The organism is Fertoeibacter niger, assembly GCF_009380135.2.
GTDB lineage: Bacteria > Pseudomonadota > Alphaproteobacteria > Rhodobacterales > Rhodobacteraceae > Fertoeibacter > Fertoeibacter niger.
Genome location: NZ_WHUT02000004.1, coordinates 1 through 15,822 on the forward strand (window position 1 = coordinate 1; position 15,822 = coordinate 15,822).

General features: G+C 65.5%; 15 protein-coding genes. 11 read left to right on the top strand and 4 right to left on the bottom strand.

Annotated elements, in window-relative coordinates:
- The 3 genes from GEU84_RS07645 to GEU84_RS07655 all read right to left on the bottom strand — a co-directional run.
- Nucleotides 1-365, bottom strand: a 365-nt coding sequence (locus GEU84_RS07645; RefSeq protein WP_174539386.1) for an ATP-binding cassette domain-containing protein, incomplete at its 3' end; no start/stop codon positions are given.
- Nucleotides 365-1,525: an ABC transporter permease gene (locus GEU84_RS07650; RefSeq protein WP_174539387.1), complete on the bottom strand. Its 1,161-nt coding sequence runs from the start codon at nt 1,523-1,525 to the stop codon at nt 365-367. The genes GEU84_RS07650 and GEU84_RS07645, both read right to left, overlap by 1 nt.
- A 131-nt stretch (nt 1,526-1,656) precedes the next feature.
- Nucleotides 1,657-2,679: a sugar ABC transporter substrate-binding protein gene (locus tag GEU84_RS07655; protein WP_174539388.1), complete on the bottom strand. Its 1,023-nt coding sequence runs from the start codon at nt 2,677-2,679 to the stop codon at nt 1,657-1,659.
- 298 nt (nt 2,680-2,977) lie between these two features.
- Between GEU84_RS07655 and GEU84_RS07660 the strand changes: the two genes are divergently transcribed.
- The 10 genes from GEU84_RS07660 (at nt 2,978) to GEU84_RS07705 (ending at nt 14,251) form a co-directional block, all read left to right on the top strand.
- A complete protein-coding gene (locus GEU84_RS07660) occupies nt 2,978-3,412 on the top strand; it encodes an RbsD/FucU family protein (protein WP_174539389.1) in 435 nt (144 codons plus the stop codon).
- 32 nt (nt 3,413-3,444) lie between these two features.
- The gene (locus tag GEU84_RS07665) at nt 3,445-4,671 is read left to right on the top strand and encodes an ROK family transcriptional regulator (protein ID WP_420899275.1); all 1,227 of its coding nucleotides are present in this window, start codon (nt 3,445-3,447) and stop codon (nt 4,669-4,671) included.
- Between the two features lie 245 nt (nt 4,672-4,916).
- Nucleotides 4,917-7,778: a monovalent cation/H+ antiporter subunit A gene (locus GEU84_RS07670; protein WP_174539390.1), complete on the top strand. Its 2,862-nt coding sequence runs from the start codon at nt 4,917-4,919 to the stop codon at nt 7,776-7,778.
- On the top strand, nt 7,778-8,134 hold the full coding sequence (locus GEU84_RS07675) for a Na+/H+ antiporter subunit C (protein WP_174539391.1): 357 nt from the start codon (nt 7,778-7,780) through the stop codon (nt 8,132-8,134). The genes GEU84_RS07670 and GEU84_RS07675 overlap by 1 nt, the downstream gene beginning before the upstream one ends.
- Nucleotides 8,131-9,639, top strand: a complete 1,509-nt coding sequence (locus tag GEU84_RS07680) for a monovalent cation/H+ antiporter subunit D (protein WP_174539392.1) — start codon at nt 8,131-8,133, stop codon at nt 9,637-9,639. The genes GEU84_RS07675 and GEU84_RS07680 overlap by 4 nt, the downstream gene beginning before the upstream one ends.
- Entirely contained in the window at nt 9,636-10,127 is a 492-nt protein-coding gene (locus GEU84_RS07685) for a Na+/H+ antiporter subunit E (RefSeq protein WP_174539393.1), read from the top strand. The genes GEU84_RS07680 and GEU84_RS07685 overlap by 4 nt, the downstream gene beginning before the upstream one ends.
- Nucleotides 10,124-10,393, top strand: a complete 270-nt coding sequence (locus GEU84_RS07690; RefSeq protein WP_174539394.1) for a K+/H+ antiporter subunit F — start codon at nt 10,124-10,126, stop codon at nt 10,391-10,393. Before GEU84_RS07685 ends, GEU84_RS07690 begins: the two co-directional genes overlap by 4 nt.
- A 7-nt stretch (nt 10,394-10,400) precedes the next feature.
- Nucleotides 10,401-10,808, top strand: a complete 408-nt coding sequence (locus GEU84_RS07695) for a Na+/H+ antiporter subunit G (protein WP_174539395.1) — start codon at nt 10,401-10,403, stop codon at nt 10,806-10,808.
- 97 nt (nt 10,809-10,905) lie between these two features.
- Nucleotides 10,906-11,904 carry a deoxyribose-phosphate aldolase gene (deoC, locus tag GEU84_RS07700; RefSeq protein WP_241427618.1) on the top strand — a complete coding sequence of 333 codons (999 nt, stop codon included), beginning with the start codon at nt 10,906-10,908 and terminating at the stop codon, nt 11,902-11,904.
- A gap of 4 nt (nt 11,905-11,908) precedes the next feature.
- Nucleotides 11,909-14,251, top strand: coding sequence for an aldehyde dehydrogenase family protein (locus GEU84_RS07705; protein WP_174539396.1), 2,343 nt, complete (start codon nt 11,909-11,911; stop codon nt 14,249-14,251).
- A gap of 77 nt (nt 14,252-14,328) precedes the next feature.
- Here the strand turns inward: GEU84_RS07705 and GEU84_RS07710 are convergent, their stop codons facing one another.
- Nucleotides 14,329-14,883: a YqgE/AlgH family protein gene (locus GEU84_RS07710; protein ID WP_174539397.1), complete on the bottom strand. Its 555-nt coding sequence runs from the start codon at nt 14,881-14,883 to the stop codon at nt 14,329-14,331.
- A gap of 137 nt (nt 14,884-15,020) precedes the next feature.
- Here GEU84_RS07710 and GEU84_RS07715 point away from each other — a divergent pair, with 137 nt between their 5' ends.
- Complete coding sequence (locus GEU84_RS07715; RefSeq protein WP_174539398.1) at nt 15,021-15,821, top strand: protein-disulfide reductase DsbD domain-containing protein; 801 nt, start codon at nt 15,021-15,023, stop codon at nt 15,819-15,821.
- Nucleotide 15,822: the final 1 nt, after the last annotated feature.

The window sequence follows — 15,822 nt, forward strand, 5'->3', positions numbered from 1 at the left end:
GGGCGGTCAAGCTGGCGGAACACCGTGCCCATGATGCCGGGCTTGCGCAATTCGCGCCCCATGAACATGTTGTCGGCGATGGACAGCGCGGGCGACATGGCGAGCGTCTGATACACCGTTTCGATGCCATGGGCCCGCGCCTCGATCGGCGTCTTGAAGGCAACCTTCTTTCCCTCGAGAAAAATCTCGCCCTCGTCGGGGATGACCGCGCCCGACATCGCCTTGATCAGCGACGATTTGCCCGCCCCGTTGTCGCCGATCACGGCAAGGATCTCGCCCGGGTAAAGCTCGAAATCGCAATGGTCCAGCGCCGTTACCTTGCCGTACCGCTTTACCAGATTGCGGCCTTTGAGAATGGGTTCCATTATGCGGCTGCCTTTCTGATCCACTGGTCCACGGCCACGGCGAAGATGATAAGAACGCCGATGAGGAAGAACGTCCATTGCGGGTCTGTGCCGACCAGACGCAGACCCATTTCAAACACGCCCACGATCAGCGCGCCAAAGAACATGCCCACGATGCTGCCCCGCCCGCCGAACAGCGATATCCCCCCGATCACCACGGCGGTGATGGACTGGATGTTGCCCAACTGCCCCGTGGAGGCGGTGGGCGAGACCGATCCGAACCGCCCGATCATCACCCAACCCGCGATGGCGCAGAACAGCCCGGCCAGCGCATAGACCTGGATCAGCACCTTTTGCGTGGGCACACCGGCCAGTTCGGCGGCCTGCGGGTCGTCGCCCGTGGCATAGACATGCCGGCCCCAGGCGGTATGGCGCAGCACATAGGCCATGACCGCCACCAGCGCGATCATCAGGAACACGGCGTAAAGCACCTTTACGCCCGTGCCCGCCGCGGCATTCGTCGTCAGGATCACGGTCTCTGCCGTCGCCAGATCGGGGCGCGATCCGTCGGGCAGCATCGGCACGCCCCAGAAGGTCACATCCCCGCCCCAGAACCCCAGCGCAGGGGCCTGCGCCTCGACATCCGAGGATCTTATGGTTTCATTGGCCGAAAAGATGAAGTTCGAGGCCAGCAGCACCTGCCATGTGCCCAGCGTCACGATGAAGGGCGGCAGTTTCATCTTGGCGATCAGAAAGCCGTTCACCGCGCCCATGGCCGTGCCAAGCACAAGACCGATGGCAATGGAAACCTCGGCCGGGATGCCGTAGCGAAAGCTCATCTGCCCCATCAGGACCGAGGAAAACACCGCAATCGCGCCGACCGACAGGTCGATGCCCGCCGTCAGCACCACGATGCTTTGGGCGCAGCCCAGAATGCCCACGATGGCGATCTGTTGCAGGATGGTTGACAGCGTGCCAGCCTTGAAGAAGTTCTCAGACAGAACGCCAAAGATGATCAGCGCAACGACCAGCACGATCATGGGCACTGCCGAGGGCGTCTGATGCAGCCAGTGTTGCAGGCGTTTCAGCAGGCCCTTGTCTTCCTTGAATTCGGCAACTTTCTCGGAGGCGCCTTTCAGCCCCTCTTCGAAACTCGATGCCGTCTTTGCATCTACAGCCATTCCGGTCCCCTCCACTTCACGCCCGCGCCACCGCCGGGCCGCAGTTATGACAAGGGCGGCGCGATGGCCGCCCTTGCGCAACAATGTTCGGTCAAGCGCCGTTGCAAATCAACCGCGCTGTTTCCGCTGCGTCAGCCCCAGCAAAGCTCGGTGCCTTTGGTGCTGTCGATGGATTCCACACCCTCGACCGGGGCGTCGGTGATCAGCGCCACGCCGGTGTCGAAGAAATCCTTGCCTTCGCTGGGGACGGGCTTGCTGCCGTCGGCGGCGAATTTGGCAATCGCCTCGATGCCCAGCGAGGCCATCAACAGGGGATACTGCTGGCTGGTCGCACCGATCACGCCATCCTTCACATCGGCCACGCCCGGGCAGCCGCCGTCAACCGAAACGATCAGCACGCCTTCCTTGCCCGCAGCCTTCAGCGCCTCATAAGCACCGGCAGCCGAGGGTTCGTTGATCGTGTAGACCACGTTGATGTCGGGGTCTTTGGCCAGCAGGGCTTCCATCGCCTTCAGCCCGCCCTCTTCGTTGCCGGCCGTCACTTCGTTGCCGACGATGCGCGGATCGGTCTCGTCGCCCCATTTGTTCGGGTCGGCCAGGTCGATGCCCATGCCTTGCAGGAAGCCCTGGTCGCGCAGCACGTCAACCGACGGCTGGCTGATGGCCAGATCCAGCAGCGCGATCTTGGCATTGGCAGCTTCGGCGCCCAGCGTGGCATTGGCCCACTGGCCGATCAGCAGCCCGGCGCGGAAGTTGTCGGTGGCAAAGGTGGCATCAGCCGCGTCGATCGGGTCAAGCGGGGTGTCCAGCGCGATGACCAGAACACCGGCGTCGCGGGCGGCCTTCACCGAATCAACGATGGCCTTGGTGTCGGAGGCGGTGATCAGGATGCCCTTGGCGCCATCTGCGACACAGGCCTCGATGGCCGCGACCTGCGATTCATGATCGCCGTCGATCTTGCCGGCATAGGATTTCAGCGCGACGCCCAGTTCGGCGGCCTTGGCCTCGGCACCCTCTTTCATCTTCACGAAGAAGGGGTTGGTGTCGGTCTTGGTGATCAGGCAGGCGGCCACGGCATGCGATTCCGCAAAGGCCGGAGCGGCGGCAAAGGCAAGCGCGGCTGCCCCCATGCACAGGGTCGTTTTCAGTTTCATTGCGTATATCCTCCCAAGTGGCGGGGTTCCCCGCCGTTTCGCTTCACTCCCGCCAGCAGTGTCCTCCCGCTGCGATGGGCACAAAAAACCCGATTCCCGGCGCTGCGTCAAGTTAATTAAATCACTCTGATTTATTATTGACAGAGGCCGCTATCCTGCGCACTCTCGGGGTTCATGATGACGCGGTGCGCGCCCCCAAGACCGGGCAAAGACCGCGCAAGGGGAGGAGACTGCCACGGGGAAAGACGGCGCAGCCATGGCAGCGCCCCTGCACCCGACGGCAAGGAAAGTTTGCAAGATGCTGATCGGACTACCATCCATTCTTGGGCCGGAATTGCTGTTCACGTTGCGCTCGATGGGGCATGGCGACGAGATTGCCATTGTCGATGGCAACTACCCCGCGCAGGAGCATGCCCGCCGTCTGGTGCGCGCCGATGGCCACGGCCTGCCGGCCCTGCTGGATGCCATACTGACGGTGCTGCCGCTGGATACCGCCACCGATCACGCGATCTTTCGCGCGGCGCTCAACAACGACCCGGCGCAAGCCGCGACAATCCACCACCGGATCGACGCAATCTGCGGGGCCCGGCATCCGGGCTTTGCGGTCAGGCCGCTGGGCGGTGCTGACCTCTATCCCCGCATCCGCGCCGCGCATACTATCGTGGCCACCTCTGAAACCGCGCTTTTCGCAAATGTCATCCTGCGCAAAGGCGTGATAGCCGACCCGACCTGACCCTGTTCCCAGCGCCCGAGGAAGCCCCGACCGTGCCCCATGCAGCGGAGACCGCCACCGACCGCCCCGCCACCGACAGCGTGGGGCTGCGCGGCTCCAACCAGTCGGGAATGCGGGCGCATAACGAGCGGCTGGTGCTGTCTTTGGTGCGTCAGCATGGCGCGCTGGCAAAATCGGATATCGCGCGCATCACCGGCCTGTCGGCGCAAACGGTGTCGGTCATCATGCGCGCGCTGGAATCCGACGGGCTGCTGCAGCGGGGCGAGCCGATCCGGGGGCGTATCGGCCAGCCCTCGGTGCCGATGTCGCTGGCGGCGGATGGCGCCTATTTCCTGGGGCTGAAGATCGGGCGACGTTCGGCGGATCTGACGCTGATCGACTTTCTGGGCGGGGTGATCACCACGCGCCGCCGCATCTACCGCTTTCCCACCCCGGGCGCGGTCATCGCCTTTGTGGCCGAGGCCCTGCCCGAGGCGCTGGCCGCCCTGCCCGAGGCCGCGCGGGGCCGCGTGGGTGGCATGGGCGTGGCCATGCCCTTTCAGTTGTGGAACTGGGTGCGCTCCATCGGTGCGCCGCAGGCCGAGATGGACGCCTGGCGCGACCGCGACATCCAGGCCGAACTTGCGGCGCTGACCGGCATGCCGGTCTATGTGCAGAACGATGCCACGGCGGCCTGCGGGGCGGAACTGGTGTTCGGCACCGGCGAGCGGCCCAAGGATTTCCTCTATTTCTATTTCGGCACATTCATTGGCGGCGGGCTGGTGTTGAATGGACAGTTGTTCACCGGGCGCACCGGCAATGCGGCGGGGGTTGGCCCCATGCCGGTGCCGGGGCCGGACGGGCGGATGCAGCGGCTGTTTGATGCCGCGTCGATGTCTGTGCTGGCAGGCATGATGGATGCGGCGGGCGAACCGTCGGACCATCTGTGGGAAAGCCCGGACCGCTGGCATGTCAGCGCGCCGATCCTGTCGGCCTGGATGGACCGCGCGGCCATGGGGCTTGCCAGCGCCACGCTGAGCGCGGCCACCCTGATGGAGCTGGAAACCGTGCTGATCGACGGCTGGATGCCAACCGACGTGCGGGCCGAGGTGACGCGGCGCACCCATGACGCGCTGCACCGGCTGGATCTGTCGGGGGTCGAGGCGCCGGTGATCCGCGAGGGCACGGTGGGGGCGCAGGCCCGGTCTCTGGGCGCGGCGGCGATACCATTGTCGCAGCGCTATCTGATCGACCAGAACGCGGCGATGCGGGAAGGTTAACGCACGACGGCCGTGCCACACCGGCGGAAAGGATTTTTCGCAGAAAAATCGTTGGGCGGGGTGCGACGATTTTTCTGCGAAAAATCTGTCAGGGCCGGTTGGCATCCGGGGTTGTTGCGGGCAAACAGGGTCACAGCGCCTTGACAGGCTTGGCCTTTGCCCCCGACAAAGGCCGGGCCCGGACCACAGGGCAACCCGCCGCGACCCGCACGACCGCACATAACCAGAACGGAAACCGCCCCGGTATGTCTCTCGCCCTGATCGCCGCGCTGCCGTTTCTTGGCGCGCTTCTTCCCGGCCTCATGATCCGCGCGGGGCGCACTGCCTGCGCCGTCAGCACGGGTGCCGTCACGGCGCTTGCCCTGCTGCTGCTGGGGCTGAACGCCCCCGCCGTGCTGCGCGGCGAGGTGGTGCAGACCCGCATCGAATGGCTGCCGCAACTGGGCCTGAACGCCAATTTCATGCTGGACGGGCTGGGCCTGCTGTTTGCGGGGCTGATCCTGGGCATCGGGCTGCTGATCATCCTTTATGCCCGGTTCTATCTGGCCAAGGCCGATCCGATGGGCCAGTTCTACACCTATCTGATGCTGTTCCAGGGCGCGATGCTGGGTATCGTCCTGTCCGACAACATCCTGCTTTTGCTGGTGTTCTGGGAATTGACCTCGCTGTCGTCGTTCCTGCTGATCGGCTATTGGAAACATCTGCCCGAGGGGCGGCAGGGCGCCCGCATGGCGCTGACCGTCACCGGCGCGGGCGGGCTGGCGCTGATCGGGGGCATGCTGATCCTGGGCAATATCGCGGGGTCTTATGACCTGTCGGTGATCCTGACGCAAAAGGTCGCCATCCAGTCATCCGACTGGTATCTGCCCGCGCTGCTGTTGATCCTGCTGGGGTGTTTCACCAAGTCGGCGCAGTTTCCGTTCCATTTCTGGCTGCCGCATGCGATGGCCGCGCCCACGCCCGTTTCCGCCTATCTGCACTCGGCGACCATGGTGAAGGCGGGCCTCTTTCTGATGGCGCGGCTGTGGCCGGTGCTGGCGGGCACGCCCGAATGGTTCTACATTGTCGCCACCACGGGCCTTGTGACGATGCTGCTGGGGGCCAAGATCGCGCTGTTCAAGCATGATCTGAAGGCGCTGCTGGCGTTTTCCACCGTCAGCCAACTGGGCCTGATCACCATGCTGCTGGGCTTTGGCACCAAGGCGGCGGCGACGGTGGCGGTGTTTCACATCATCAACCACGCCACATTCAAGGCCGCGTTGTTCATGACCGCAGGCATCGTGGATCACGAGGCGCATACCCGCGACATCCGCCGTCTGGGGGGCTTGCGCGTGCTGATGCCCGTGACCTTTGCGATTGCCACCCTCGCTGCGCTGTCGATGGCGGGCATTCCGCCGCTGAACGGGTTCCTTTCCAAGGAACTGATGCTGGAAGAGGCCGCGCATACCGTCTGGTGGCAGAACCCCTGGCTGGTGGGCGTGCTGGCGACCATCGGGGCATTGTTCTCGGTAGCCTACAGTTTCCGCTTTGTGGCGCATGTGTTCCTTGGCCCGATGCGTGACGATTACCCGCACCGCCCGCATGACCCCGGTTTTGGTCTTTGGGCGGCCCCTGCCCTGCTGGCGGGGCTGGTGGTTCTGATCGGGCTGGCGCCGATGGCGACTGCGGCCTGGCTGGTCGATGCGGCGGCGGGGGCAGTGACCGGCGCGGCGGTGGAGGTAAAGATCAGCCACTGGCACGGGCTGGAGCCTGCGGCGCTGTGGATGTCATTGGCGGCCATTGGCGGCGGGCTGATGCTGCTGGGCCTGTTCGCCCCCTTGTCGCGGCTGTGGGAGGGCACCCCCCGCCCCGAGGCCAAGCGCATCTTTGACGGGCTGGTGGAGCCCTTGGCCACCCTTTCCCGCCGCATCACCGATGCGTTGCATGACGGGGCAGTCACGCGGTATTTCGCCATCGCCACGCTGGCCATTCTGGCCGCCGGGGTCTGGGCCTTTGTCTCGGGCACCCATCAGCAGGGCGACCATGCACTGACGCCTGTAGCACTGGTGCCTGCCGCCGGCTGGGCGCTGCTGATGGTGACTACCTGCGCCATCGTCGCCCTGCACCGCCAGCGGCTGCTGGTGTTGATACTGGTGGGGGTGGTGGGGCTGATGGTGTCGGTGGGCTTTGCCTATCTGTCGGCGCCTGACCTTGCGCTGACCCAGATCAGCGTCGAGGTGGCCACGGTGATCCTGCTCTTGCTGGCGCTGAACTATCTGCCGAAAACCACGCCGGCTGAATCGGGCGGCGCGCGCCGGTTGCGCGACGGGGTGATTGCCACGCTGGCGGGTCTGGGGGCAGGCGGCCTGATCTATGCGCTGATGACGCGGGATTTCGCCTTTGACACCATCGCGGCCTATCATCTGGCCAATGCCAAGACCGAGGGCGGCGGCACCAATGTGGTGAACGTGATCCTGGTGGATTTCCGCGGCTATGACACATTCGGCGAGATCACGGTGCTGGGGATTGCCGCGCTGGTGATCTATGCGCTGACCGAATCCATCCTGCGGCCCGGCCCGGCGAATGACCGGCTGCGGCTGTGGAAGGCGGAATCGCAGGATGCGGGCGACCGTCACCCCTTGATGCTGGTGGTGGCGACGCGGCTGATCCTGCCCTTGGCCATCATGGTGGGGGTGTTCATCTTCCTGCGCGGGCACAATCTGCCGGGGGGCGGCTTCATCGCCGGGCTGGTGGTGGCGATTGCGCTGGTGATGCAATACATGGCGTCCGGTTTCGAATGGACCGCCGCGCGGCAGAAGATCGACTATCACGCGCTGATCGCATCGGGCGTGCTGGTTGCTGCTGCCACCGGCATCGGGGCGTGGTTCAACGGCCTGCCCTTCATGACCTCGGCCTATGGCTATGTGACGCTGTGGCCGCTTGAGACGTTCGAGCTGGCCACCGCCGCGCTGTTCGATCTGGGCGTGTTCCTGACGGTGCTGGGCGCGGTGATGCTGTCGCTGGCATCCCTGTCGCGCATCGCGCTGCGCGCGGGCGAGACGGTGAACCTGGCCCCTTATGACATCGACCCGGCGGCGGGCCGGACAGTGAAAGAGGAGGCCCGCTGATGGAGGCTTTGATAGCCAGCGCCGTGGGGCTGATGACGGCGGCGGGTATCTACCTGATCCTGCGGCTGCGCACCTTCCCGGTGATCGTGGGTCTGTCGATGCTGACCTATGCGGTGAACGTGTTCATCTTTGCCTCGGGGCGGCTAACGGTGGGGCTGCCTCCCATCCTTGACTCGACGGCGTCGGGCTATACCGACCCGCTGACACAGGCCTTGGTGCTGACCGCCATCGTGATTTCATTCGGTATGACGGCGGTGATCGTGATGATGGCGTTGGGGGCGTTCCTGTCGACCGGGTCTGACCGGATTGATGATGCGGCGGAAGACCGGGCCGAAACCGGGGGGCGCGCAGAGTGACCCACTGGATCATTGCCCCCGTCGTGCTGCCCGCCATCATCGGCGCGCTGATCGTTCTGGCGATGCGGCGCGACCTGCTGTTGCAGCGCATCTTCGGGCTGGCGGCGACGGTGGCGCTGCTGGCCATCGCGCTTGCGCTGCTGGTCGCGTCCAGCCGCAACCCGCCCGAAGTGTATTTTCTGGGCGACTGGCCCGCGCCGTTTGGCATCGTGATGGTGCTGGACCGGCTGGCCGCGCTGATGCTGGCGCTGACCGCCTTTCTGGCGCTGATGGTGCAGCTTTACGCCGTGGGCACCGGATGGGACGCGCGGGGTCGGCATTTCCATGCGCTGTTCCAGTTTCAGTTGATGGGCATCTGCGGGGCGTTCCTGACCGGCGATGCCTTCAACCTGTTCGTGTTTTTCGAGGTGCTGCTGATCGCCAGCTACGGGCTGATGATCCATTCCGGCGGGGCGCAGCGGCTGCGGGCCGGGGTGCAGTACATCGCCTACAACCTTGTGGGATCGACGCTGTTCCTGTTCGGGCTCGCCACGCTCTATTCCGTGACCGGCACGCTGAACATGGCCGATCTGGCGGTAAAGGCGGCCACGCTGCCTGCGGGTGACGCCGCCCTGCTGCGGGTGGCCGGGGTGCTGTTGTTGCTGGTGTTCGCCATCAAGGGCGCGCTGGTGCCGCTGCATTTCTGGCTGCCCAACACCTATGCGCAGGCCCCCGGCCCGGTATCGGCGCTGTTCGCGGTGATGACCAAGGTGGGCGCCTATGCCGTCCTGCGCATCTACACGCTGATCTTTCCGCCCGGCACCGAGGCCACCGGCACCCTGTTTGCCGACCTGCTGATGCCCGCCGCACTGGTGACGCTGGTTGTCGGGGCAATCGGCGTGCTGGGGGCGTCCAGCCTTGCGCGGCTGGTGGCCTTTGCCGCCGTCGCGTCGATGGGCACGCTGTTCATCGCCATCGCGGCCTTCACCCCGCAGGCCACGGCCGCGGCGCTGTATTACATGCTGCATTCCACGCTGGCCGCCGCCGTGCTGTTCCTGATCGCCGATCTGGTCACAGCCCGCCGTGCCGGAGACAGCCTGCACCACGCCCTGCCCGCCATCGCGCAGCAAGGGCTGATCGCGGCGCTGTTCTTTGCCGGGGCCATCGCCATCGCAGGCATGCCGCCGCTGTCGGGCTTTCTGGGCAAGTTGCTGATACTGGATGCCAGCCGGGGCGCGGGCATGGCGCTGATCTGGTCCACCATCCTGATCACCTCGCTGGTCATCATCATGGGCTTTGCCCGGGCGGGCAGCGTGCTGTTCTGGAAATCGCACGCCAGCCCGGCAGAGCCTGATGCGCGGCCAGCCGAGCCTTTGGCCTTTGTGGCGGTGTTTGCCCTGCTGGCCGGGCTGGCGGCCCTGACCATTTTCGCAGGCCCGGTGATGGAGATGATGCAGGCCACGGCGGCGCAGCTTTATGCGCCCGCAGGCTATATCGGGGCCAATGCCCTGCCCGGGGGTGTGTGATGCGCAGGCTGTTCCCCCACCCGTTCCTGACGCTGACGCTGATCATCACCTGGCTGCTGCTGGTCAACGGGTTCAAGATCGGCAGCCTGGTCATGGCGGTGATCCTGGGCACGGTCATTCCGCTGCTGACTGCCGCCTATTGGCCCGACCGCCCGCCGCTGCGCAACCCGCGCGCCGTGATCGGCTATGTGCTGCTGGTGATCTGGGATATTCTGATGGCCAATATCGCGGTGGCGAAAATCGTGGTGTTCATGCCCAAGGCGCAGCTGCGCCCGGCATGGATCACCGTGCCGCTGGAACTGACCTCACCCGAGGCGATCACCGTATTGGCGGGCACCATCACCCTGACGCCCGGCACCGTCACCGCCGACATGTCGGCCTGCGGGCGCGCGCTGCTGGTGCATTGCCTGCATGCCCCCGACCCCGACGCCGTGCGCGACGACATCAAGGCGCGCTACGAATCCCGCCTGCTGAGGATATTCGCATGATCGCCCTCGCCCTGAATTTCGCCTTTTGCTGTTTCGGCCTGGCGCTGCTGTTCAACCTTTACCGCGTGATCCGCGCGCCCGTGCTGACCGACCGGGTGCTGGCGCTGGATACGATGGTGATCAACATGATCGCGCTGCTCGTGCTGTTCGGCATAAAGCTGGGGTCGGGCATGAATTTCGAGGCGGCATTGCTGTTTGCCATGACGGGCTTCGTGTCCACGGTGGCCTACTGCAAGTTCATGCTGCGCGGCGACATCATCGAATGAGGTTCCCATGCCCCTGATCGCGGAAATTGCCATATCCGTCTTGCTGGTCGTGGCGGGCCTGTTCGGGCTTGTCGGCAGCTATGGCCTGTTGCGCCTGCCTGACGCCATGACCCGCCTGCATGCGCCGACCAAGGCCACAACGGTAGGCGTGGGCGGGGTGCTGCTGGCCTCGATGCTGTATTTTGCCGTGAATGGCAGCGTCAGCTGGCATGAGCTGCTGATCGCCCTCTTCCTGTTCCTGACCGCACCGATCACCGCAAACCTCGTCGCCAAAGCGCACATGCACCGCGAAATGTCACAGGGCGAGCTGCCCGACAGTGACACGGGCCGGGTCTGGGCCACGTTTGAGAGGCCAGGCGCGCCGATCGCGCCGGTTCTGACATCGGCGGCACCCGTGGAATCGGCGAAATCCTGACCATCCGGTAAAATTTCCAGACGCGCCGTTGCAGCGACACTTGCCCGCAAGGCCCGCGCCGTGCAAACCTGCGGCGTCATTCGGGCTGGAGGCCGCGTTGCAGACCCATCTTTCCCCCACCGCGCCGCAAGCAGCGCATCTGCCGCAGCTGGCCCACCCGCGCAACCCCGGCATGGCGCTGGATCTGGATTGGGTGGCGGCGGTGCAGGCCAACACATCGGCCATCGAGCGCCGTGCCGCGACCCTGCCCGGGCGGCGGTCGGTGAAGAAGGATTTTCAGGCGGCCTGGCTGTGCAAGGCGATCTCGCTGATCGACCTCACGACTTTGGCGGGGGATGATACCGAAGGCCGGGTGAAACGCCTGTGCGCCAAGGCGCGGCAGCCCGTGCGCGCGGAACTGCTGGAAAAGCTGGGGATGACAGGGCTGACAACCGGGGCCGTCTGCGTCTATCATGACATGGTGGAGGCTGCCGTGCGCGCGCTGGAGGGCACGCATATTCCCGTTGCCGCCGTATCCACCGGCTTTCCGGCGGGGCTGTCGCCCTACAAGCTGCGGCTGGCCGAGATCGGCGAAAGCGTGAAGGCCGGTGCGCGCGAGATCGACATCGTGATTTCCCGCCGCCATGTGCTGACCGGCGACTGGCAGGCGCTGTATGACGAGATGCAGGAAATGCGCGCGGCCTGCGGGCAGGCGCATGTGAAGGCGATTCTGGCTACCGGCGAATTGGGCACCCTGCGCAACGTGGCGCGCGCGTCACTGGTCTGCATGATGGCGGGGGCCGATTTCATCAAGACCTCCACCGGGAAAGAGGGGGTGAACGCCACCCTGCCCGTCAGCCTGACCATGATCCGCTGCATCCGCGACTATATGGACCGGACCGGGGTGAAGGTGGGCTACAAACCCGCCGGCGGCATCGCCAAGGCCAAGGATGCGCTGGTCTATCTGTCACTGATGAAGGACGAGCTGGGCCACCCTTGGCTGCAACCCGACCTGTTCCGTTTTGGCGCCTCCAGCCTGCTGGGCGACATCGAACGCCAGCTGGAACACCACCTGACCGGCCATTACAGCGCCGCCAACCGACATGCGATGGGGTAAGCCGATGAATGTGAAAGAGATATTCGACAGCATGTCCTATGGCCCCGCCCCCGAATCCAGCGCCGAGGCGATGGCGTGGATCACCCGTCACAATGGCGCGTTCGGCCATTGGATCGACGGGGCCTTCACCAAACCCGGGGCAAGCTTTGCCACCAGCAACCCCGCCACCGGACAGGTTCTGGCGCAGGTCTCGCAAGCGTCGGAGGCGGAGCTTGACGCCGCGGTCAAGGCCGCCCGTCGTGCCCAGCCAAAGTGGGCGAAACTGCCCGGCCACGCGCGCGCGAAAATCCTCTATGCCCTCGCCCGGCTGGTGCAGAAACATGCGCGCCTGCTGGCCGTGCTGGAAACGCTGGACAACGGCAAGCCGATCCGCGAGTCGCGCGATATCGACGTGCCCTTGGTGGCCCGGCATTTCTACTATCACGCCGGTCTGGCGCAGTTGCTGGGCGCGGAACACCCCGACCTGGCCCCGCTGGGCGTCTGCGGTGCGGTGATCCCGTGGAACTTTCCGCTGCTGATGCTGGCGTGGAAAGTGGCCCCCGCGCTGGCCGCAGGCAATACCGTGGTGCTGAAACCCGCCGAATACACCCCGCTGACCGCCCTGCTGTTTGCCGAAATCACCCGTGAGGCGGGCTTGCCCAAGGGCGTGCTGAACATCATCACCGGCGATGGCGATGTGGGTGCGGCGCTGGTCAACCACCCGGACGTGAACAAGATCGCCTTCACCGGATCCACGGCCGTAGGCCGCAAGATCCGGCAGGCCACGGCGGGCACCGGCAAGGCGCTGACGCTGGAACTGGGCGGCAAATCGCCCTACATCGTGTTTGACGACGCCGATATGGATTCAGCCGTCGAAGGGCTGGTCGATGCCATCTGGTTCAACCAGGGGCAAGTGTGCTGCGCAGGTTCGCGCCTGCTGGTGCAGGAAGGCATTGCCGACCGTTTCCACGCCAGGCTGAAACGCCGGATGGACGGGCTGCGCATCGGCGACCCGCTGGACAAGTGCATTGACGTGGGCGCAATCATCGACCCCGCGCAACTGGCCACGATCACCGCGATGGTCGATGCCAATGCCGAGGGCGAAACCTACCGCGCCGCCACGCCCCTGCCCGCAGGCTGTTTCTACCCGCCCACGTTGATTTCCGGCCTGTCCGCCGCATCGCCGCTGATGCAGGAGGAAATCTTTGGCCCGGTGCTGGTGTCCATGACATTCCGCACGCCGGAAGAGGCAGTGGCACTGGCCAACAACACCCGCTACGGCCTTGCGGCGACGGTCTGGACCGAGAACATAAATCTGGCGCTGGATGTGGCACCGAAACTGAAATCCGGCGTGGTCTGGGTGAATGCCACCAACCTGTTCGACGCCGCCGCAGGTTTTGGCGGTGTGCGCGAATCGGGGTTCGGGCGCGAGGGCGGATGGGAAGGCTTGCTGGCCTATCTGAAACCCGCCGCGACGGCCAAACCGCTGAAACCCGTGGCCGCATTTCCAGCCCCGAAAGACCCCGAAACCCCCGGCCTGGACCGCACGGCCAAACTCTACATCGGCGGCAAGCAGGCGCGGCCCGATGGCGGCTATTCACAGCAGGTCTGGTCGCCCAAGGGCAAGCTGCTGGGCCATGTGGGCACCGGCAACCGCAAGGATATCCGCAACGCGGTTGAGGCTGCGCATGCGGCAAAGGGCTGGGCCAAGACCACCGCCCATGCGCGCGCGCAAATCCTTTACTACATCGCCGAAAACCTGTCGGCCCGCGCCACCGAATTTGCCGCCCGCCTGCGTGACCTGACCGGGGCCAATGGCGCTTCCGAGGTGGAGGCATCCATCCAGCGGCTGTTCACCTATGCCGCCTGGGCCGACAAGTTCGACGGCGCGGTGAAAGCGGTGCCGATCCGGGGCGTGGCGCTGGCGATGAATGAACCCTGCGGTGTGATCGGTGCCCTGTGCCCCGATGACGCGCCGCTGCTGGGGCTGATCAGCCTGATGGCCCCGGCAATTGCGATGGGCAACACCTGCGTGCTGGTGCCGTCAGAACCCTTCCCGCTGGCCGCGACCGACCTCTATCAGGTGCTGGATACATCCGACCTGCCGGGCGGTGTGGTGAACATCATCACCGGCGGCCATGCCGAACTGGCGAAAACGCTGGCGGGGCATATGGATGTGGATGCCGTGTGGAGCTTCTCGTCCAGCGACATTTCGGCACTGGTCGAGCGCGAATCGGCGCAGAACCTGAAACGCACCTGGGTGAACAACGGGCTGGCGCGCGACTGGGCGGGTGCGGCGGGCGAAGGCCGGGCCTTCCTGCGGCAAGCGACCGAGGTGAAAACGGTCTGGGTGCCCTACGGCGAATAGAACCGCGTAACCCTTTGGCGCAACGCGAATTCTATCGCAAGACCTTGCACAGTCCTGCGAAGGATCCTGTGTCGCGATCAGGCCCGCCCCGCCGTGCCTGACAGTGATACCGGATCAATGCCCATGTGGCGCAGCACACCGCCCCATTTCGCGCCATTGTCGGGTGAAAACACCAGATCGGCGGGGGCGGGCGCGGTCAGCCAGTCGTTCCGGGCTATCTCGGCCTCCAACTGCCCCGGCCCCCAGCCGGAATAGCCCAGCGCCAGCAGCGCCGATGCCGGCCCCTCGCCCCGCGCCAGCGCCTGCAAGATATCCAGCGTGGCCGTCATGCCATAGCCGCCCGCCACCTGCATCGTGGCGCGGCCCGCCGAATAATCCCGCGAATGCAGCACGAAACCGCGCCCACGCTCTACCGGGCCGCCGACATGCACGTTGATGTCGCGCCCGCCCGGCGCGCGCGGGATGCTCAGCTGGTCCAGCAGCCCGGCAAAATCCAGATCAGGCGAGGGTTTGTTGACGATCAGACCCATCGCCCCCTCGGGCGAATGGGCGCAGATCAGGATCACGGCATGTTCAAACCGCGAATCCCCCATCGCGGGCATGGCCACAAGCGTCGATCCGGCAAGGTCCATCTGGCATATCCCTTTTCGCAAATATGGCGCGGTCCTGCCGCACCCTCAAGAGGTGGCCGTGCCACATCACGCAGCCATCAGCGGTCTGTCGCCGGATTGTGATTTTCGTTTTGCCGCTGTCTGCCTATGTTTGCGGCATGATCAAAAGCATCGCCCTTTCTGCCCTCCTCGGGCTTTCCGCCCTGCCCGCCTTGGCCTGGCAACCCGCCGACATCGTGCAGGCCGACCTGCTGCCGGGCTGGCGCGAGCCGGATGGCCGCCACATGGCCGCCCTGCGGCTGAGTCTGGCCCCGAAATGGAAAACCTACTGGCGCAGCCCGGGCGAGGCGGGCATTCCGCCGCAATTCGACTGGGCGGGTTCGCAGAACCTGAAGTCAGTGAGGTTTCACTGGCCGCGCCCCATCGTGTTCCATCAGAACGGCATGCAGACCATCGGCTACAGCCGCGAACTGGTGCTGCCGCTGGAACTGACGGCAATTGACCCCGCAAAGCCGATCCTGCTGCGCGGCACGGTGGATCTGGGCGTGTGCCGTGACATCTGCATGCCTGCCACGCTGGATGTGCGGGCCGATCTGCCCGCCAAAGGTGCCCCCGATGCCGCGATCAGCGCGGCTTTGCGCGCGGCCCCCACAACGGGCCGCGCCGCCGGTCTGGCGCAGATCTCGTGCCGGGTAGAGCCGATTGCCGACGGGCTGCGCATCACTGCCGTGATCGACATGCCCAGCATGGGCGGTGATGAGGTTGTGGTGGTCGAACCCGGTCAGGCATCGGTCTGGACGGCGGGCGCAGTCAGCCAGCGCGACGGCAACCGCCTGACCGCCACGACCGAAATGGTCGGCCCCGGCGGTGCACCCTTTGCGCTGGACCGTTCTGCGCTGACCCTGACCGTGCTGGGCGAGGCGCGGGCGGTGGAGATCAAGGGCTGCCCCGCACCCTGAG